23 protein-coding genes are annotated in these 19,473 nt (G+C 70.3%); 5 read left to right on the top strand and 18 right to left on the bottom strand.

The window, feature by feature from the left end:
* Window positions 1–29 precede the first annotated feature (29 nt).
* From VFR64_09300 to VFR64_09270, 7 genes are all read right to left on the bottom strand, one after another.
* Window positions 30–725, bottom strand: a complete 696-nt coding sequence (locus VFR64_09300) for an ABC transporter permease (protein ID HET9489932.1) — start codon at window positions 723–725, stop codon at window positions 30–32.
* Window positions 726–728: 3 nt separating this feature from the next.
* Window positions 729–1,562 (bottom strand): substrate-binding domain-containing protein, encoded by an 834-nt coding sequence (locus VFR64_09295; protein HET9489931.1) that lies wholly within the window; start codon window positions 1,560–1,562, stop codon window positions 729–731.
* A gap of 377 nt (window positions 1,563–1,939) precedes the next feature.
* On the bottom strand, window positions 1,940–2,248 hold the full coding sequence (locus VFR64_09290; protein ID HET9489930.1) for a LysR family transcriptional regulator: 309 nt from the start codon (window positions 2,246–2,248) through the stop codon (window positions 1,940–1,942).
* Between the two features lie 65 nt (window positions 2,249–2,313).
* Entirely contained in the window at window positions 2,314–3,750 is a 1,437-nt protein-coding gene (locus tag VFR64_09285) for an aldehyde dehydrogenase family protein (GenBank protein ID HET9489929.1), read from the bottom strand.
* A gap of 76 nt (window positions 3,751–3,826) precedes the next feature.
* A complete protein-coding gene (locus VFR64_09280; GenBank protein ID HET9489928.1) occupies window positions 3,827–5,428 on the bottom strand; it encodes a D-aminoacylase in 1,602 nt (533 codons plus the stop codon).
* Window positions 5,429–5,431: 3 nt separating this feature from the next.
* On the bottom strand, window positions 5,432–5,866 hold the full coding sequence (locus tag VFR64_09275) for a peptidylprolyl isomerase (protein HET9489927.1): 435 nt from the start codon (window positions 5,864–5,866) through the stop codon (window positions 5,432–5,434).
* Window positions 5,867–5,999: 133 nt separating this feature from the next.
* Window positions 6,000–6,530, bottom strand: coding sequence for a peptidylprolyl isomerase (locus VFR64_09270; GenBank protein ID HET9489926.1), 531 nt, complete (start codon window positions 6,528–6,530; stop codon window positions 6,000–6,002).
* Between the two features lie 66 nt (window positions 6,531–6,596).
* Here VFR64_09270 and typA point away from each other — a divergent pair, with 66 nt between their 5' ends.
* The 5 genes from typA (at window position 6,597) to VFR64_09245 (ending at window position 11,162) form a co-directional block, all read left to right on the top strand.
* Window positions 6,597–8,396 (top strand): translational GTPase TypA, encoded by a 1,800-nt coding sequence (gene typA / locus VFR64_09265; protein HET9489925.1) that lies wholly within the window; start codon window positions 6,597–6,599, stop codon window positions 8,394–8,396.
* Between the two features lie 20 nt (window positions 8,397–8,416).
* Entirely contained in the window at window positions 8,417–9,271 is an 855-nt protein-coding gene (locus VFR64_09260) for a class I SAM-dependent methyltransferase (protein HET9489924.1), read from the top strand.
* A 38-nt stretch (window positions 9,272–9,309) separates the two neighbouring features.
* Window positions 9,310–10,278, top strand: coding sequence for a cupin domain-containing protein (locus tag VFR64_09255; GenBank protein HET9489923.1), 969 nt, complete (start codon window positions 9,310–9,312; stop codon window positions 10,276–10,278).
* A 13-nt stretch (window positions 10,279–10,291) separates the two neighbouring features.
* Complete coding sequence (locus VFR64_09250; GenBank protein ID HET9489922.1) at window positions 10,292–10,714, top strand: MaoC family dehydratase; 423 nt, start codon at window positions 10,292–10,294, stop codon at window positions 10,712–10,714.
* Window positions 10,715–10,916: 202 nt separating this feature from the next.
* The gene (locus tag VFR64_09245) at window positions 10,917–11,162 is read left to right on the top strand and encodes a hypothetical protein (protein ID HET9489921.1); all 246 of its coding nucleotides are present in this window, start codon (window positions 10,917–10,919) and stop codon (window positions 11,160–11,162) included.
* A 1-nt stretch (window position 11,163) separates the two neighbouring features.
* Here VFR64_09245 and VFR64_09240 read toward each other — a convergent pair whose 3' ends face one another.
* The 11 genes from VFR64_09240 to VFR64_09190 all read right to left on the bottom strand — a co-directional run bounded on the left by VFR64_09240 (window position 11,164) and on the right by VFR64_09190 (window position 19,116).
* Window positions 11,164–12,819 (bottom strand): Na(+)/H(+) antiporter subunit D, encoded by a 1,656-nt coding sequence (locus VFR64_09240; GenBank protein HET9489920.1) that lies wholly within the window; start codon window positions 12,817–12,819, stop codon window positions 11,164–11,166.
* Entirely contained in the window at window positions 12,812–12,994 is a 183-nt protein-coding gene (locus tag VFR64_09235) for a hypothetical protein (protein ID HET9489919.1), read from the bottom strand. Before VFR64_09235 ends, VFR64_09240 begins: the two co-directional genes overlap by 8 nt.
* Window positions 12,995–13,002: 8 nt before the next feature.
* The gene (locus VFR64_09230) at window positions 13,003–14,481 is read right to left on the bottom strand and encodes a proton-conducting transporter membrane subunit (GenBank protein ID HET9489918.1); all 1,479 of its coding nucleotides are present in this window, start codon (window positions 14,479–14,481) and stop codon (window positions 13,003–13,005) included.
* Window positions 14,478–15,932 (bottom strand): proton-conducting transporter membrane subunit, encoded by a 1,455-nt coding sequence (locus VFR64_09225; protein HET9489917.1) that lies wholly within the window; start codon window positions 15,930–15,932, stop codon window positions 14,478–14,480. The genes VFR64_09230 and VFR64_09225 overlap by 4 nt, the downstream gene beginning before the upstream one ends.
* The gene (locus tag VFR64_09220) at window positions 15,932–16,297 is read right to left on the bottom strand and encodes a cation:proton antiporter subunit C (GenBank protein HET9489916.1); all 366 of its coding nucleotides are present in this window, start codon (window positions 16,295–16,297) and stop codon (window positions 15,932–15,934) included. Before VFR64_09220 ends, VFR64_09225 begins: the two co-directional genes overlap by 1 nt.
* A complete protein-coding gene (locus VFR64_09215) occupies window positions 16,294–16,731 on the bottom strand; it encodes an MnhB domain-containing protein (GenBank protein HET9489915.1) in 438 nt (145 codons plus the stop codon). The genes VFR64_09220 and VFR64_09215 overlap by 4 nt, the downstream gene beginning before the upstream one ends.
* A gap of 7 nt (window positions 16,732–16,738) precedes the next feature.
* Window positions 16,739–17,266, bottom strand: coding sequence for a DUF4040 domain-containing protein (locus VFR64_09210; GenBank protein ID HET9489914.1), 528 nt, complete (start codon window positions 17,264–17,266; stop codon window positions 16,739–16,741).
* A complete protein-coding gene (gene mnhG / locus VFR64_09205; GenBank protein HET9489913.1) occupies window positions 17,263–17,580 on the bottom strand; it encodes a monovalent cation/H(+) antiporter subunit G in 318 nt (105 codons plus the stop codon). The genes VFR64_09210 and mnhG overlap by 4 nt, the downstream gene beginning before the upstream one ends.
* Complete coding sequence (locus VFR64_09200; GenBank protein HET9489912.1) at window positions 17,577–17,852, bottom strand: monovalent cation/H+ antiporter complex subunit F; 276 nt, start codon at window positions 17,850–17,852, stop codon at window positions 17,577–17,579. Before VFR64_09200 ends, mnhG begins: the two co-directional genes overlap by 4 nt.
* Window positions 17,849–18,316, bottom strand: coding sequence for a Na+/H+ antiporter subunit E (locus VFR64_09195; GenBank protein ID HET9489911.1), 468 nt, complete (start codon window positions 18,314–18,316; stop codon window positions 17,849–17,851). The genes VFR64_09200 and VFR64_09195 overlap by 4 nt, the downstream gene beginning before the upstream one ends.
* Window positions 18,317–18,477: 161 nt before the next feature.
* Window positions 18,478–19,116, bottom strand: coding sequence for an NAD(P)-dependent oxidoreductase (locus tag VFR64_09190; protein HET9489910.1), 639 nt, complete (start codon window positions 19,114–19,116; stop codon window positions 18,478–18,480).
* Window positions 19,117–19,473: the final 357 nt, after the last annotated feature.

Here is a 19,473-nt window from a genome sequence, read left to right as displayed (position 1 = left end):
GGGCGACGCGAGGGGCCTGGCCGTGGCGATCACAACGCGCGACGCTGCTGGATGGAGGTCAGCGCCCAGCTGGCCAGGAAGACCAGCGTCAGCAGCAGGATCGACAGCGCGATGGCGATATCGAAGTTGCCCTTACCGGTCTCCAGCACCATCGCCGTGGTCAGCGTTCGCGTGTGGCCCTTGATGTTGCCGCCCACCATCATGGAGGCGCCGATCTCCGAGATGATCCCCCCGAAGCCCGCCATGACGGCGGCCAGCATGGGCAGGCGCGCCTCGCGCAGCACCACCCACACCATCTGGCGCCGAGAGGCGCCCAGCCCGAGGAGCTGGAGTCGGAACATCTCGGGGATGTTCTGGACCGCGGCCAGCGTGATGCCGGTGACGATGGGCGAGGCGATCGCCGCCTGGGCGATGACGATGGCCGCGGGCGTGTAGAGCACCTCCAGCTCGCCCAGAGGCCCGGCGCGCCAGAGCAGGATCGTGACGAAGAGTCCCACCACCACCGGGGGCAGCCCCATCCCCGCATTGACCCCGCTGACCAGGAGCATCCGCCCCGGGAACCGCGCGAGGGCCAGCACCACACCCACGGGAATGCCGATGACCAGGGCCAGGCCGGTGGCGGTGGCCGAGACCTGGAGCGACAGCCACAGGATCGCCCAGATCTCGGGATCGGCGCCGAGCAGGAGCGCGATGGCGCGCCGGGTCCCCTCGACGAGAAGGTCCACCGCCTAGAGGTCCTCGTCCTTCTTGCCGGCGATGGGAACGAAGAGCGGCTGGCCGTACTTGTCGACGCCGAAGGTCTCGATGACGGCCTGGGTCTCCGGCGCCAGCATGAAGTCGGCGAACGCCTTGCCCCCCTGTTCGTTGACGCGGGGGCCGTTGGCCGGGTTGACCTCCATGACCGAGTAGATGTTGAGAAGCGGACGATCGCCGTCCAGCAGCGTGATGAGCTTCACGCGCTTGCTGAAGGCCAGCAGCGTGGCCCGGTCCGTGAGCGTGTAGGCCTGACGATCGTCGGCGATGCCCAGGGTGGCGCCCATGCCCTGGCCGGACTCGACGTACCAGGGCGCGCCCGGCTTCACCCCCGCCTGCTTCCAGAGGTTGAGCTCCAGGTTGTGGGTGCCCGACTTGTCGCCTCGTGAGACGAAGCGAGCGCCGGCGGCGGCGATCTTCTTCAAGGCGGCCAGCGCCCTCTGCTCCCCCTTGACCTTGGCCGGATCGGCCGCGGGCCCGATCAGGACGAAGTCGTTGTACATGACGAGGCGGCGGTTGCGCATCTTGCCCTCGGCCACGTACTTCTTCTCGAGCGAGGGCGCGTGGGCCAGGGTCACGTCGGCCTCTCCCCGCGCGGCCAGCGCCAGAGCCTGGCCCGTCCCCACGGAGATCGCCTTGACGCTCAGGCCCGTCTTCTTCTCGAACATCGGCACCAGCACGTCGAGCAACCCCGAGTCCTGCGTGCTGGTGGTGGTGGAGAGAATGACGGTGTTCGACTGCGCCGCGCCGTAGCTCGAGATGGCCAACCCCACCCACGCCGCCAGGATGAGTATGCCCACTCGTCTCATTCAGCACCTCTTCGTCAACGGTTGTCGGTCCTGAGACGCGTCCGATACGAGTGCCCTCTCTATATATGCTTCCGCAAGCATAATCAAGGGCGCGGGGGACGGTCAGGGCGGCCTTGCCAGTCGGTTGGCGTCGAGCTATCTCCGTGCCGACCTCCCGCCCGGGCGCCACGGGGCGGTCGAAGCCCTGTCCACGACTGTCAAACTTCGCGACGAGCGGCAGGGTCGGTCCCTGCTTCCCAGCCACCGCGGTCAACACGGAGGGTCCGAGATGCTGCGAGGGATCCGGCTTGCCAAGGGCTTGAGCTGGGGAAGACCCTGCGTGTTCTTCTATTGAGCCCGGGCGGTCCTGAGCCCTGGCTCCGGCGTCCGGCAGCCGCTCAGCGGTCGCTGAAGATCCGCGCGAAGCCGCGGCGGGCGCTGGTATCGATGCCGGCCTGAAAACGGCGGAAGCGCGCGACGAGAGCGCGCCCCTCGGCCGTGAGGCGGGTCCCGGCGCGGGGGCCGGCGCCGGGAATCTGCTCGAGCACCTTCACACCGGAGGCGCGCTCCAGCTCGCGAAAATACCCCCAGGCGGCGCGGTAGGACATGCCGACCCGGCCCACCGCCCGCCGCAGCGAGCCCAGCTCATCGACCAGCTCGAGCAGCCGCGCCCGCCCATCGCCGAACTTCACTCGAGAGCCGAACACCACCCAGACCTTGAGCTTCGGCTGGATGCGCTGGGGACGCGCGCGAGTCCCCCTCGGGCCATGCGTCAGGACAGATCGACCCACACGCTCTTGACCTCGGTGTAGTGCTCGAGGCCGGCCGAGCCCATCTCGCGGCCGAAGCCCGACTCCTTGAAGCCGCCGAACGGCAGCGCGGCGTCGAAGAGGTTGTAGGCGTTGACCCAGACGGTGCCGGCCCGGATGGCCCGGGCCGCCTTCAAGGCCTTGGCGACGTCTCGCGTCCACACCGCCGCGGCCAGCCCGTAGCTGGTGTTGTTCCCCTCGGCCAGCCCTTCCTCCACGGACTTGAAGGGGATCACCGACAGCACGGGGCCGAAGATCTCCTCGCGCGCGATCTTCATCCGGTTGGTCACGCCGTCGAAGATGGTCGGCTCCACGAAGTAGCCCCGGGTGCCGATCCGGGAGCCTCCGGCAACCAGCCGGGCGCCGTCGCGCTTGCCCGCCTCGATGTAGGAGAGCACGGTCTCCATCTGCTGTTTGGACACGACGGGACCCATACGGGTCGCCTTGTCCATGGGATCGCCGACCTTGAGGCCCTTGACCCGCTCGGTGAGCTTGGCCATGAACTCGTCGTGCACGCGCTCCTCGAGGAAGAGCCGGGACCCGGCCGCGCAGACCTCGCCCTTGTTGTAGAAGATGCCGGTCATGGCGCCCCGGAGCGCCGCCTCCATGTCGGCGTCGGCGAACACGATGTTGGGCGACTTGCCGCCGAGCTCCAGGCTCAGGCGCTTGAGCGTACCCGCCGCCTCGCGCATGATCTGCTTGCCCACCTCGGTCGAGCCGGTGAAGGCGATCTTGTCCACCCGGGGATCCTTCACCAGGGCCATTCCCGCCTTGCCTCCGGGGCCGGTCACCACGTTGAGCACGCCCTCGGGCAGGCCGGCCTGCTGACACAGCTCGGCGAACTTGAGCGCGGTGAGCGGCGTCTGGGAGGCCGGCTTGAGCACGACGGTGTTGCCGGCGGCCAGCGCGGGGGCGATCTTCCAGGACGAGAGCAGGAAGGGGAAGTTCCACGGCACGATCGCCCCGACCACGCCGACCGGCTGCCGCAGGGTGAAGGTGAAGGCGTTGTCCCGGAGCTGCAGCGTCTCGCCGTGGATCTTGGTGGCCCAGCCCGCGTAGTAGCGGAAGACCTCGGCGGCGAACGGGATCTCGACCTTGCCCGAGTCGAACAGCGTCTTGCCGGTGCACTGGCTCTCCAGACGCGCCATCTCGTCCAGGTTGGCCTGGATGAGATCGCCGAGCTTCCACACGATCCGGCCCCGCTCGTGAGGGCTCATGCGCGGCCACGGCCCCTCGTCGAAGGCTTTGCGGGCGGCGGCCGCCGCCGCCTCGACGTCGCGCTCGTCGCCCCTGGCGACGGGGGTGATCGGCTCCTCCGTCGCCGGGTTGATGGGCGAGTAGGTCTCGCCGGACGCGGGTGGCTGCCACTGACCGTTGATGAAGATCTGAGCGCTCGGCATATTGTTCTCCTTCACTGGGCATGGGCCCCGGGGTTTGCCACGCCCATGCCCCGTTGGAATCACCATCGGCGGCGGGTCAGCGTTGGGGCTGGAGAATCCGGCCGGCGGCCGGGGTGAAGGTGCCCCGGTCGACCACGACCGCTCCGTTGATGATCACGTACGGAATGCCCGTCGGGTGTCGGTGCGGGTCCTCGAACGTCGCCTCGTCCCTGACGGTGACCGGGTCGAAGATCGCCAGGTCGGCGGCCTGGCCCGGACGCACCAGTCCACGGTCGTGGAGGCTCAGCCGGGCCGCCGGCATCCCGGTCATCTTCTGCACGGCGGCCTCGAGCGACAGCACCCGGTCGTCCCGCGCGTAGCGACCCAGCACCCGGGGGAACGTCCCGTACATCCGGGGATGCGGCTTGCCGGGGTGCGGCCCCGGCCCGCTCGTCAGCCCCAGGGAGTCGGAGCCGACCATGATGGCCGGGTGCGCCAGGACTTTGGCGACGTTGTCCGGGCTCTGCGAGAAGACCACCATCGAGACCGTCGCCCGTTCCTCGACCAGCAGATCCATCATGGCCTCGGGGGGCGACACCCCTCGCTTACCGGCCAGGTCGGCCAGCGACAACCCTTCCAGGTCTTTCTGACTGCAGGAGGCGATACGCACCTCGTCGAAGCCCACCGCTCCCATGGACTGCGTGCGCCAGCGCTCGCCGCCGACCAGGGATTCCTCCACGATGCGCCGGCGCGTGGCTCTATCGGCGATGCGCTCGAGCAGGCGGGCGGCCCCGCCGTCGTGCACCCAGGCCGGCAGCAGGTTGTCCATGCGAGTGGAGCCGGCGTGATACGGGTAGGCATCGCCGCTGACGTCGACGCCGCGGGCACGCGCCCGATCGATCAGGGCGAGCACCCGGTCGATCATCGCCCAGTTCTCACGGCCCGTGACCTTCACGTGAGCGATCTGGACGCCGACCCCGGCCTCCTCGCCGATCCGGATGGCCTCGTGGATCGAGTCCTCGACCATCGCCGCCTCACCGCGGATGTGCGAGAAATAGAGCCCGCGGCGCCGCGCCATCGCGCGGGCGAGGTCGATCAGCTCCTCCGTCGCCGCATAGGCGCTCGGCGGGTACACCAGCCCCGTGGAGAATCCGAACGCGCCGGCATCGAGCGCCTCGTGCAGCATGCGCCGCATGGCCTCCATCTCGCCCGCCGCCGGCGCCCGGTTCTCGGCGCCGACGGCGGCCAGGCGGAGCGCGCCGTGGCCGACGAAGGGAACGACGTTGATGCCGACCCGGGCCGCCCGCAGGGCGTCGAGATACTCGCCGAACGTCGTCCAGTCGATGTCCAGTCGGGCCCCGATGCCCGCGGCCCAGACCCGCAGCCGATCCCGCCCGGCGGCCGGCACCGGGGCCGGCGAGAACGAGCACATGCCGACGACCTCGGTGGTGCAGCCCTGACGGACCTTCGACTCGGCGGCCGGGCAGGCCAGGTAGAAGAGGTCGGAATGCGAGTGGATGTCGATGAACCCCGGGGCCACCACGTGCCCCCCGGCGTCGATCACCCGGCGGGCCTCGCCGGCGAGGTCGGGGCCCACCGCGGCGATCCGATCGGCCTCGACGGCGACGTCGGCCCGCCGCCGCGGCGCTCCCGTTCCGTCCACGACCTCGCCGCCGCGGATCAGGAGCGACCAGGCCACGGGCTATTCCTCGACGATGACCACGGAGGCCATTCGGTCGCCCTGCTTGATGCGATCCACGTGCTCCATGCCCGAGGTGACCCGTCCGAAGACGGTGTAGTTGCCGTCGAGGTGCGGCTGGGCGCCGTAGGTGATGTAGAACTGACTGCCGGCGGAGTCGGGGTGCTGGCTGCGCGCCATGGCCACCGCCCCCCGCTCGTGCTTGCGCTTGTTGAACTCCGCCTTGATGGTGTAGCCGGGCCCGCCCGTGCCGTCGCCCTTGGGGTCGCCGCCCTGGACGACGAAGGCGGGCACCACCCGGTGGAAGGCGAGGCCGTTGTAGAAGCCGTTCTTCGTCAGCGTCACGAAGTTTTCCACGGTGCGGGGCGCGTCCTCGGGAAAGAACTCCAGGCGGATCTCGCCCCCGCTCTCCAGCGTGATGACGGCGGTCTGCTTCACCGGCTCCTCCTCATTTGTAGCCTCACCTCGGACGGCGGGGCCCCAGCCCCGCGACGTCCTGCGGCTCGCACCTCATTTGTAGCCTCGCCTCGGACGGCGGGGCCCCAGCCCGCGACGTCCTGCGGCTCGCACCTCACCGATCGCCGACGGCGATGCTCTTGATGCGCTCGCCGACCTTGATCGTGTCCACGATCTCCATGCCTGTCACCACGCGTCCGAACGCGGTGTACTTGCCGTTCAGGAAGGGCGCCGGGGCCAGCATGAGGTAGACCTGGCTCCCGGCCGAGTCCGGGTCGTCGGTGCGGGCCATGCCCAGCACGCCGCGGTCGAACGGCCGCTTGTTGAACTCGGCCTTGATGGTGTAGCCGGGCCCGCCGCTTCCCATCCGCGGATCGTTCAGGGGCAGCGTCTTGGACTGCGGATCACCGAACTGCACCACGAACCCCGGTTCCACCCGATGCACCCGCTGGCCGTCGTAGAAGCGCTTGGCCGCCAGGTCCAGGAAGTTCTTCACGTGGTTCGGCGCGTCCGCCGGCCAGAGCTCCAGCGTGATCTGGCCGCCGCGCTCCAGCGTGATCACGGCTGTCGGCGACTTCGTGGGCTGGGCCCACACCGTCAGCGGCAAGGCGAGCCAGGCGACGATCAGCCACAGGACTCGAGGCATGCGACGACCTCCGGGCGCGCGAGGTGAGCGTCATTATACATGGCGTCGCGTGGTAGCATGATCGGGATGCAGCGACGCGACGACATTCGAAACATCGCGATCATCGCCCACGTCGACCACGGCAAGACCACGCTGGTCGACGCCATGCTGTGGCAGTCGGGGCTCTTCCGCGCCAACGAGTCGGTGCCCGAGCGCATCCTCGATTCCATCGACCTGGAGCGCGAGAAGGGCATCACCATCATGGCCAAGAACACGGCCATCACCTATCGTGGTGTCCACATCAACATCGTCGACACCCCGGGCCACGCCGACTTCGGCTCGGAGGTCGAGCGGACGCTCACGCTGGTCGACGGGGTGCTGCTGCTGGTGGACGCCGCGGAGGGCCCCCTGCCCCAGACCCGCTTCGTGCTGACCAAGGCCCTGGAGGCCGGGCTGCCGCCCATCGTGGTCGTCAACAAGATCGACCGCAGCGACGCCCGGCCGGCGGAGGTCCTCGACGAGATCTACGATCTCTTCATCGACCTCGACGCCACCGAGGGCCAGCTCGACTTTCCGGTGCTCTACACCAACGCCCGGGCCGGCACCGCCACCGCAGATCCGGCCGAGCCCGGGCGCTCGCTGGAGCCGCTGTTCGAGGCGATCCTCGCCACGGTGCCCGCGCCGCGCGTGGACCCGGCCCGGGGGCTGCAGCTGCGGGTGGCCATGCTCGACTGGGACGACTACGTCGGGCGGCTCGTCATCGGCCGCCTGGTGAACGGCCGCGCCCGCCAGGGCGACCGGGTGGCCGTGGTCCACCGCGATGGCGGCGTCGAGCCGGCCAAGATCACGGTGCTCTACGGCTACGAGGGGCTCAAGCGGGTGGAGATCCCGGAGGCCAGCGCCGGCGACCTGGTGGCCATCGCCGGGGTCGAGGCCATCGAGATCGGGGAGACCATCGCCGACGTCGAGCGCCCGGAGGCGCTGCCCCTCATCCGTATCGACGAGCCGACGGTCTCGATGCTCTTCTCGTCCAACACCTCGCCCTTCGCCGGTCGAGAGGGTCGCTTCGTCACCTCCACCCAGCTGCGGGAGCGGCTCTTCAAGGAGCGGCGGGTGAACGTGGGCATCCGGGTCGAGGAAACCGATTCCCCCGACACCTTCCGGGTCTCCGGCCGCGGCGAGCTGCAGCTGGCCATCCTGATCGAGATGATGCGGCGCGAGGGCTACGAGCTGGAGGTGGGCAAGCCCACCATCATCACCCGGACGGAGGCGGGGCAGGTCCACGAGCCCATGGAGCACCTGGTCATCGACATCCCCGAAGAGTTCATCGGGGCGGTGACCCAGAAGATCGGCCCCCGGCGGGCCGCCATGGTCAAGATGGTCAACCACGGCACCGGCCGGGTCCGCCTCGAGTACCGCATCCCGGCGCGGGGCCTCATCGGCTATCGCTCGGAGTTTCTCACCGACACCCGGGGCACCGGGCTCCTCAACCACCTCTTCGACGGCTGGGACGTCTGGCAGGGCGACATCGCCCACCGCCAGAGCGGCGCCCTGGTCGCCGATCGCCCCGGACGCACCACCGCCTACGCCATCGATCACCTGCAGGCGCGCGGAGTCATGTTCGTGGGCCCGGGCGAGGCCGGCTACGAGGGCATGATCGTCGGCGAGCACGCGCGCGACAACGACCTCGACGTCAACATCACCAAGGAGAAGAAGCTCACCAACATGCGCTCCTCCACCGGTGAAGAGGGCATCAAGCTCACCCCGCCTCGGGTCATGAACCTCGAGCAGAGTCTGGAGTGGATCCGCGAGGACGAGCTGCTCGAGGTGACGCCGAAGTCCTTGCGCCTGCGCAAGCGCCAGCTCACGGGCCGCCGCCGGTTCTAGCGCTCGGGCGGGCTCGGGGCGTGGCGCTTCGCCGCGGGCGGAGGTGGGTCGCGTGGGGCCTGGCCGGGCTCGTCACCCTGGCCGGCTGCCAGAGCACCCAGCCCGGCTTTCACGCTCCCGCCCTGCCCTACGTGGCCACTCCCGAGGGAGTCGGTGTCGAGATGCTCAGGATCGCCGGGGTCGGCCGCGACGACGTGGTCTACGATCTGGGCAGCGGTGACGGGCGTCTCGTCATCGCGGCGGCGCGCGAGTTCGGCGCGCGCGCCGTCGGCGTCGAGCTGGACGCCGACCTTGTGCAGACGAGCCGCGAGCGCGCGGTGAACGCCGGCGTGGCCGACCGCGCGCGCTTTCTCTGGCAGGACCTCTTCGCCACCGACCTGGGGGAGGCCACCGTCGTGGCCCTCTACTTACGCGAGGACGTCAACCTCCGGCTCCAGCCCAAGCTGGTGCACGAGCTGGCGCCTGGCAGCCGGGTCGTCTCGCACGACTTCCGCATGGGCCAGTGGGTGCCCGATCGGGTCGAGCGGGTCCAGGGCCCGGATCGCGTGCACACCATCTACCTGTGGACGGTTCCGGCCGACGTCGTCGGCCGCTGGGCCGGGACCCTGCGCGGGCGTGGCATCGAGCGGCCGGCGGTCCTCGACCTGGCCCAGCGCTTCCAGCAGGTGGTCGGCACGCTGCATCTCGACGGCAACCAGATCTTCATCACCGGACAGGTCGAGGGCGCTCGCATCACGGTCTCGGGAGAGCGCTTGACCCTCGTCGCCCGCATCGACGGCGACCACGCGAGCGGCGAGCTGGCCGGTGCCGACGGCACCAGGGGGGTGTGGACGGCTCGCCGCCAGGCGCAGCCGGCTGCCGTTCCCTCCCGGTGATCTCGCCACTGGCGACCTGGTTCCCCGATCAGCGGGCCATGACCAGATTTCGGCGCAGCCGCCTGGGGCGCTGGCCCACGTTGCTGGCCCCGCGGGATGGAGCCTGGCGGACCTTGACGCCGGGATTCGAGCGCGTCCGCCGGCTCACCGCCGCCGGCCTCCCCGTGCACCTCGTGACCGCCCGCCGCTGCCGCCGCGCCCCCACCCCGCGGCAGGTCGCTCGCGCGACGGCCGCGGGGGCGACCGTGTACCTGCCGCAGGTCCACCAGGTGCTGCCGCGCGTGATGCGCCTCATGGTGGCGCTGCGGGCCACGTGTCTCGGCCCGTTCCGCCAGGAGTGCTCGTTTCTCTTTCTGGTCGAGGGGCGGGACCGCCCGGGGATGGGCCTGCATCACGACGGCAACGTCCACGGCTTCTGGGTGCAGCTCGAGGGCCGGCGCACGGCGACGGTCGGGCCCGCGGTGCGACCCGAAACCCCGGCGGACCTCGACAGCGAGCGGGAGCGATCAGCACATCCGGGCTGGTGGACTCGCCACCTCGGACCGGGAACGCTGCTCTACCTGCCGCCGTACACACCGCACGAGGTCGTCTGCCGTGGTCGCTCGCTCGCCCTGTCACTGACCTGGTCGGCCGGGCGCCGGCGCGCGGCGGCCCCGGCCGTGACGGCGGCGGCCCTGACCGGTTGGGATGTCGCCAGCGGCCAGGCGGAACCCCGGCCACGCCGGAGCCGGTCCAGGCTGTGGACCCAGGTGCCGGCGGTGGCCGGCCCTCTCGATCCGGTCCGGGGGAAATTCCCGCTGTGGACGCCCGCCGGCGCCGTTTGGCTGCCGGCAAGCGCTCGCCACCTGGCGCGCCGCCTGCCCGAGATGCCGAGCCTCACGCGTCTCGAGGCCCGCCGTCACGACGGCGGCGCCGCCCTGGTCGCTCATGGCATTCTGGGCGACGAGGATCTGCCTCTGCTGGTCGTGCCCGATAACTCGGCCCGACTGGACGGCTGGAACTTCTGAACAGGACATCCCGATGAACAAGACGTTCGCGGCGCTCACCGTGGGCCGGAAGGTCGCGGTGCGCAAGACGATCAGCGAGTCGGACGTGTACCTCTTCGCCGGGATCACCGGCGACTTCTCGCCGAACCACGTCGACGAGGAGTTCATGCGCAACACCCGATACGGCCGCCGCATCGCTCACGGGGCGCTGTTGGTCGGCTATATGTCCCGAGCGTCGACTGCGATCTGCGAGGGACTGCCCGGCACGATCGTTTCCTATGGGTTCGAGAAGATCCGCTTTCCTGCTGCGGCTCTCATCGGCGACACGATCACCGTCACCTACGAGATCGTCGAGCGAGACGAGCCGGCGATGAAGGCCTTTGCTCGCGTCACCTGCACGAACCAGCGCGACGAGGTTGTCGCAGCGGCGATTCACATCCTCAAGGTCGTCGAGTAGCGTGTCCCGCGCCGGGACATTTTGACAAGGTTTCCGGCGGACCTTGCAGGTCAGGGCGGCGGACGGCGGGTCCTCCCCCTCAGTCGTGTGGCCAAGCTCGCGTCCTACCGGTGTTCTTCGACCCACTACAAGGTGCTCACCACTTCGGCGAGGTCTTTGCATCAGCTTCGGGCAAGACCGCGTGAGCACGGAGGTGGAGAGGGTGAACCGGCTCACTCAGGAGGAACGGCGCCGGGTGCGAATCGCTCAGCAGCGCGCGCAGGAAACGATGCTGGCGCAGCTGAGCGCGCCGCCCCGCGTGGTCATGCCGGAGGAGCATCGCGGCCGCTGGCGGCTGCTCAAGGTGCTGGCGATCGCGGCGCTGGTCGGCGGCGGGCTGCTCGCTTCGCAGGCCCTGGACTTCAAGCCCCCAGCCTCCCTGGTCGAAGCGCTGCTCCCCCGGCTCTAGCTCAGCGAAACAGGCCCAGCACCACGATGCCGGCGCCGAGAAGCAGCACGGCGAGCAGGGCATCGTAGCTCATCGACGCCAGCGCTCGAACACGCGGCAGGTGTAACGGCCGTGTAACCCCCGCGATTGCCCACTCTTCCAGCGCATCAGCCGCCCGGGCTACGCGTTGCCCGAGGCCGGCGACCAGCCGCCCGAGCGCCCGGTAGGCGCGGTCGGCATCCAGGGTGACGGTTGGCTTGCCCTTCAGCAGACGCAGCAGGAGCGTGAAGCCGAGTGCCGTTCCCACGAGAAGCTGAACGGCTCCGAGGACGTGATCCGTGGTGTAAGGCCTGTACGCGACGGCAAACGGCAACAGGCGGTACAGCATCTGGGGAGCGACGCCACTCAGGAAACACAGCGCCGCGGTCAGCCCCATCGCCAGCAATGCCGCCTTCGGCACGGGGCTCGGCGTCGCGCCGGACGACGCCCCACCGAAGGTGAAGAATGGCAGCTTGAGGCCGACGCTGAGGAACGTCCCCACCGAGGCCAGCGTCAGGAGCGCCGCGACCACGTCGCGGTGACTTGCCTCGGCCGCCGCCACGACCAGCGACTTGCTGATGAACCCGTTGAGCAGCGGCGCGCCGGAAATCGACAGCGCGCCGATCATGTACAGGGCCAGCGTCGCGGGCATCGCTGCGGCGAGCCCGCCCAGATCGGTCAGGCGGCGACGCCCCGTCGCCTGGACCACGGCCCCCGTGGCCATGAAGAGCAGTCCCTTGTACAGGATGTGCGAGAAGGCGTGCGCCACGGTCCCGCTGATTGCCAGCGACGTGCCCAGACCGACCCCGGTGACCATGTAGCCGACCTGGCTGACGATGTGGTAGCCGAGGAGCCGTCGAATGTCGTTCTCGAGCACGGCGAAGACCACGCCGTAGAGCGTCATCATCGCGCCGACCCACACCAGGGCCTCGACGCCGGGGAACACCCGCGCCAGCGCATAGACCGCGGCCTTGGTGGCAAAGGCCGAGAGCAGAACCGCGCCGGCGGGCGAGCTCTCCGGGTAAGCGTCGGTCAGCCAGGCATGCAGGGGCGGTGTTGCCGCATTGATCGCGAACGCCACGAGAATCAGAGCCCAGGCGCTCCCGGCCACCGGCCCGGCCACCAGCCCGCCACCGCCCCCGCCCAGGTGCACGCTGACGCCCGCGAGCAGACAGGCGCCCCCGAGGATGTGCATCAGCAGGTAGCGGTACGCGGCTGCCGACGCTCGGGGTGACGCCCCGTCCTTGATCAACACGAACGACGCCACGGCGAGCGTCTCCCAGGCCAGGTAGAACGTCACCCAGTCGCCCGCCAGGGCGATGCCGAGCGCCGCGCCGGTCGCGGTCAATCCTGCCGTGTGCAGCCGCCGCGACCCCGACCAGCCGTAGAGCAGGCCGAGCCCCCCCAAGAGGGCGAAGATGATCGTGAACGGCCGGGCCAGCGCGTCCGCGCGCAGCCAGAGGAGATCGTGCCCCATCACCGTCGCCTGCAGCTGTGCCCCCTGGGGTAGCAGCCAGGCCAGGGTTACGCCGACCGCCGGGGCGACGAGCACGACGATGCGCCGGGCGGCGCCCGGCGCCAGCCCGGCCAGCACCGCGCCGATCAGGAACGGCCAGGCGGGGTGCATCCACTCAGTCATCCGCCGGCTCCACGCGCTGGAGGCCGAGGCCGCCCAGCAGCTTGGCCACGGCCACGATCACGACGCACCCCATGAGCCCGAACGCGGCCGAGGCCCCCGGCGGCCAGTGGCCACTCGAAGGCAGCGCCAGCTCCAGCCCGAACAGGACGATCGCGATCGCGACCAGGACGCCCACCGGCCGCCTCATCGCACCCCCCCGACGCTGACGGCCACCGCCTGGGCCAGCGACCAGAGCCGCGCGCCGGCATCCGGGTCGACTCCTAGCAGCAGCCCCCCGGCCGCCGTCACCAGGAGCGGCACCAGCAGTGGCAGAGGAGCCTCCTGGATCGGCCCCTCGCGCCCCGGTCGAAAGGCGCGGATCACGATCGGCGCGAAGTACGCGATGTTCAGCACCGTGCTCGCGGAGAGCGTCGCCACTGCGAGCCAGGCGTGCGCCCCGACGGCGCCGGCGAGCAGGTGCCACTTGCTCGCGAAGGCCAGGCCGGGCGGCAGGCCGGCCAGCAGGAAGGCGGCCAGCGCGAAGGCCGCCATCGTGAAGGGCATGCGGCGGCCGATTCCATCCAGCTCGCTCACCCGCTCCGCGCCCGCCGCCACGTAGAGCGCTCCCGCACAGAAGAACAGCGTGATCTTGAGCAGGCCGTGGCTCGCGATGTGGAGCACGCCGCCCGCGAACGCCTCGGGCACCCCCAGGGTCACGCCGAGGACGATGTAGGACAGCTGGCTGACGGTCGAGAAGGCGAGCAGGCGCTTGAGGTTGTCCTGTCTCAGCGCGGCCAGCGAGCCGAGCAGGATCGTAGCCAGCGCCACCGCGGCCAGCGCGTGGTCGGCGCCCATCTCACCGAGCAGCTCCGGGCCGAACACGAAGCCGGTGACGCGGGCCAGGCCGAAGACACCGGCTTTGACCACCGCGACGGCATGGAGCAGCGCACTGACCGGCGTGGGCGCGATCATCGCCAGCGGCAACCACGTGTGGAGCGGCACGAGGGCCGCCTTCACGCCGCACCCCACGACGCAGAGCAGGAGGAGACCCCAGAGCGCCGCGGGGGTGACGCTCAGGCCGCCCAGGATACCGCCGGCCTGGAACTCGGTCCGGCCCGCCAGCACCTGGATCCCGGCCACGGCGCCCAGGAGCGCGGCCCCGGCGGTCAGCGTGTAGGCGAGATAGACCCGGCCGGCCCGCGCCGCTTCGGGCGTTTCTTTGTGGATGACGAGCGGGTAGGTCGCCACGGTGAGGATCTCGAAGAAGCCGAAGAACGTCACGAGATTCCCGGCCAGCGCCACACCGATCGTGGCGAAGAGGCTCAGGGCGAACGACGCGAAGTACCGGGTCTGCGCGTGCTCGCGGAGCGCGCGCGTGTAGCCGATCGAATAGACCGTGGTGAGCACCCAGAGGGCCGAGGCCAGCGTCCCGAAGAAGACGCCCAGCGGGTCGGCGCGCAGGACCAGCGGAACCCCTTCGGCCAGGGCGATCGGAGACCAGACGAGCTCTGTCCCGCCGAGCGCGGAGGGGATCATCGCCGCCAGGACCACCGTCTGCGTGATCGCGGCCAGAATGCTCCAGGTTTCCCGCACCACCGGGCGGCGGCGCGACAGGAGGATGAGGACGACGGCCAGCGCCGACGGGGCCAGCGCCAGCCCGGGGAGCGCCGAGGCCTGGCTCACCTGGCGGCCCCCGCAGCGGCCGGCTCGAGGACGTCCATGAACAGCTCGGCGTTGCCAAGCCCGACGACGACGGTCGCGACGGTCAGAGCCACCAGCCCCACGAGCAAGGGCGTCGGCGCCTCCGGCGGCCCGCCCGCGGCTCGCGGCGGGCCGAACCACACCGCCTCGGTCAGCCGATACATGTAGACCGCCGCCAGGAGGCTCCCGGTCAGGATCGCCCCGGCCAGAACCGGCTGGCCGGCCGCCACCGCGCCCTGGAGCAGGTACCACTTGGAGAAGAACCCCGCCACCGGGGGCACGCCCACCATCGAGAGCGCCGCGATCACGGCGCAGGCGCCGGTCACCGGCATGCGCTGGCCGAGACGCAACGCGGTCAGCGTGGGCCCGCGCCCGTCGAGGACGGCCGCGGCGAGCGCGACGAAGAGTGCCGCCTTCATGAGGGCGTGGGCCAGGATGTGCAGATACGCCCCGGCCAGCGCCTGCTGCACGCCGAGGCCGAAGCCCAGGGCGATGTACCCCATCTGGCTGACGCTGGAGTACGCGAGCAGCCGACGGGCGTCGGGCTCCCGGGCGGCCAGGGCGCCGCCGGCCAAGATGGCCACCGCACCGGCCCACGCGAGGGTCGCGCCCACGGGGAGGCTCTCCGGCTTGAGGACATAGAGGAGGACGCGCGCCAGCACGTAGGCCGCGGCCTTCGTCGCGATCGGAGCCATCACGGCGGTCACCGGAGCCGGGGCCCACGTGTAGGCGTCGGGCAGCCAACTGTGGAGGGGAAAGAGGCCCATCTTGATGGCGAGCCCGACCACCATGAATGCGATGCCACCGGTGAAGAGGGGGGAGTCCGTGGCCGTCGGGAGACGAACGATAAGGTCGGCGATGTTGAGAGTGCCGGTCAGCGCATACAGGCAGCCCACGCCCAGCAGATAGAACGAGGCGCCCACGGTGCCCATCACGACGTAGCGGAACGCCGCGGCCAGCGCCGGGCCGCCGCCACTGGCGACCAGGGCATAGCTGGAGATCGAGGCGACTTCCAGGAACACGAAGATGTTGAACAGATCGCCGCTGACGACCATCCCCAGGAGACCGGTCACCAGCAGCAGGGCCAGCGCGTAGTAGGTGCGCTCCTCGCCGCCGAACGTCGCCCGGGCCGATGGCCCTCCCGCCAGCAGGGTCAGCGTCGCCACCACGGCGATCACGCAGACGGTGAACGCGCTGAGTGGATCCAGCACGATCTCGATCCCCCAGGGTGGCGCCCAGCCTCCCACCCAGTATCGGCGGGGCCCGCGGGCCAACACGTCGAGGAGCCCGGCGATGCCGGCCCCGGCGGTGACGGCGGCCGTCAGGACGGCCAGAGGCCACGAGGCTCGCCGGGTCGCCAGTCCCACGATCGGCTGAAGCAGCGCGCCGAGGAGCGGCAGGAGCACGGGCAGGACAGGAAGCTGGGCCCGCATCAGGCGGGGCCAGCATCGTCGCTCGCGACGCGCCCCGCGATGACGTCCTCCTCGAGGGAACCGTACCGGGCGTACAGCCGGATCAGGATGGCCATAGCCACGCCGCTGGTGGCCACCATGACCACGATCGCCGTGAGCATGAGCGCGTGCGGCAGCGGATTCATGAACCCGGCCGGGTCGACGGGACCCGGCGAGACGATGGGCAGGCTGCCCTCGCGCTTGACCGCCAGCAGGAGGAAGAACAGGATGATCGCCGTCTGGAAGATCGTCATGCCCACGGCCTTCTTGAGAAGGTTCCGGTGGGCGATCATCGTGTACAGCCCGAGCATGAGCAGGCCGAGCGCCACCCAGTAGGGGTAGTTCATGGGCCGGTCTGCCGCTCGCCCAGTCGGCAGAAGAGGATGATCAGCGTGGCCGCCACGCCGAGCGTCACCCCGCTCTCGATGAACAGGATGCCGAAGTAGCGGGCCCGGACCGGCGTGACGGGCAGGGGGAGCAGAGAGTAGTCGAGGAAGTTGCCGCCACCGAGCATGCCCGCCACGCCGGTCAAGACGTACAGCAGGACGCCGGCGGCGCCCAGCGCGACGCACAGCGGCTCGTTCACTTTGCGGTCAAGCGTCTCGCGTCCGAGGGCGAGCGCCAGGAGGATGTACGACGCGCCCAGGATGACGCCGGCCTGGAATCCTCCGCCGGGGCTGTAATGACCGAAGGTGAGAACGTAGAGGGCAAACAGCTGAGCGAGCGGCGTCAACACCCGGACGAAGGTCTGCACGACCACACTGGCGTGACGCTCGATCACCGTCCCGTCACTTTCGACCTGGACTGAGCAGCAGCCAGCAGCCGAGGCCCGCCGTCAGGATCACCGTCGTCTCGACCAGCGTGTCGTAGCCCCGATAGTCGGCGAGCACCGACGTGACCGCGTTCGGCGTGCCCGTCTCCTCCAGGGTGCGGACCAGGTACCGCGGCGAGACGTGGAGCGCGGGCGGCGAGGCTGGGTCGCCCCACATGGGCAGGCCTCGGGTCACGCCCAGGAGCACCCCGCCGGTGCCCAACGCCACGGCCAGCGCGAGCCAGCGCACCGGGCTGGCCGCCGGCGAGCGCCGGCGGGACGTGCGCAGCAGGGTCGCGAGGAAGAGAACCGTGGTGGCGCCGGCGCCCACCACCGCCTCCGTGAAGGCCACGTCGACCGCACCGATCGCCGCCCACATGAGGGACAGGACGAAGCCGTACGCCCCCAGGGCGATGGCCGCCAGCAGCAGGTCGGCGGCGCGTACGGCGATGACGGCCAGGAGGACCAGCAGGAGCAGCAAGACGGCGACGAGGAGCTCGCTCATTCGTCTGGAGGTCCCGGGGCCGGCGCCCGTTCCCACGGCCGCACGCCGGTCCGCAGCGCGGCGCGACCGATGGCGTGGGTCGACGTCGGGTTGGCCAGGAACAGGAACACCGCGACGAACACGATCTTCAGCGCCAGCAGGCTCGGGCCGACCCAGAGGACGAGCGCGGTGGCGGTGAACACGACTCCCAGCGTCTCGGCCTTGGAGACCGCGTGCAGGCGCGTGTAGAAATCCGGCATCCGGAGCACGCCGACGGCCGCCACGGCGTGAAAGAAGAGGGCCGCGCCCAGGACGAGGACGAGGAGGACGATCACCGACGAGGGCCTCCGTGCTCGAAGTACTGCGCGGCGGCCAGCGACCCGATGAACATGAGCAGCGCATAGGCGAGGCCGACATCGACGAACATCTCGAAGCGCTCGTACACGGCCCCGATCAGCAGAAAGACCAGGGTGGCCTTGGTGCCGAACCCGCTCAGCCCGAGCAGACGATCGAACACGGTGGGCCCGGCGGCCAGGCGATAGAGATAAGCGGTCACCAGCACCAGGAGCGTGACCGCCATCCCCAGGAACAGCCCGGGGGGCGTCACGGCCACGCCTCGCCGAACACCGCGGCGATGCGGCGCTCCATCGTCCCGCCGGCGAGATCGGCCATGCCCCGCGTCAACGCATGCACCACCAATTCCGAGCCTTCGCTGTCGAGGGTCACGGTGCCGGGCGTCAGCGTGATGGAGTTGGCGAACGTCGTACGGGCCAGGTCGGTCGACAAGCGCGTGTCGAACCGAACGATCACCGGGTCGATGGGCAGGCGGGGATCCAGGACGAGGCGGGCGACCTGGATGTTGGCCACCGCGATCTCCTTGAGCAGCCACGGCACGTACGTGACCAAGCGCGGCGAGACCCGCACGGCGCGGCTGACCAGCTCGAGGTCGCGATTCGCCCAGGCGACGACGGCCGAGCTGACCACGCCCAGCGTGAGCGGCAGCGGCGCGAGGGAGCCCGACAGCGCGAGCCAGAACGCGAAACAGACCGAGAACACGAGCATCATCGCCATCGCCCCTCCCGCTCGTCGCCAGGACCGCCGTGGCTTTCCGCCGACCGCGTCCGCCCGCCGCCGACGGTATTGTACGAGGAAGCCGGCCGTTTCCGATGGCGTCGCTTGTTGCCGAGCGCGGCTCAGGAGGGAAGGGGCCGGGGAAGAGCTGCGGCGGGCGATCAGTCGCCGGGCGTGGCGACCCCGGCGCCGCCGAGGAGGGCCGCGATGTGGGTGTCGGCGGCGGCGGCACCGTCGCGCTTGATCACGGCGAGCAAATCGGAACGGACGATCCGCTCGAACAGAGAGCGCCGCAACTCGTGGTCGGCGACCTCCCGGCCCAGGCGCTCCCGCGCCCGGTCCAGCGCGGCGATGAAGTCGCCGTACTCAGGACTCAGCGCTCGTTCGAGATCCTCGCTGATGCGCCGGGCCAACGCCGTGTTGGGTGTGCCGGCGTGCAGGGCCAGGGTGAGCCCGCCCCGGTGCACGAACGAGGGAACCACGAAGTCGCTGAGAGCCAGCTCGTCGGCGACGCTGACCAGCACGTTCCACTCCAGGCCCTGCCGGGCCGCGTGCAGGTTGACCGAGGGGTCGTCGTCCACGGCCAACGCCAGCAGCGCGTCCTCCAGATCGCCGTTCTGCAGCCCGCGCTTGATCAGGGTGAGGTTGGGCGCGCCTCGAAACCGTGAGAAGCCGGCCGACAGCCGGGGACTGATCACGCGCACCTCGGCTTCGCAGGCCAGCAACGCCTCGACCGTCCGCACGGCGAGATCGCCACCGCCCACGACGACGACGATGCGCCCTGCCAGACGCACGAACATCGGAAAGAATCCCGCCACGCCTGACAAGGTACACCGGCGACGGCAAGCCCCCTAGAGGTCACCGGAGATCGTCCGCTGGCCTGAACACCATGGCGCCTTGGTAAGGAGGCCGTCATCTAATCCCCGAGAAAGTCACGCATGAACACAACTGCAGGCGCCGCTCCATGGTCCTGCTACCAGATCCGGCCCTGGCCACGCTAACCGTCGCACGAGGCCCTAAGGCCCTGATTTATCGCCACATACAGATCTTCGGGCTGCCGAGAGAGCAAGCTGGCATACCGGGTGCTTGCAGCGTCCTCCGCTCCGGCTTGCCCGGCCGGGCGAAGCCCTCACGCCAGGCGTGCGGACGACCCTGGT

It is taken from the genome of Candidatus Methylomirabilota bacterium (assembly GCA_035709005.1).
Classification (GTDB): Bacteria; Methylomirabilota; Methylomirabilia; order Rokubacteriales; family CSP1-6; genus 40CM-4-69-5.
The sequence above is the reverse complement of the archived record's forward strand: the minus strand, read 5'-3'. Positions and strand labels throughout refer to the sequence as shown.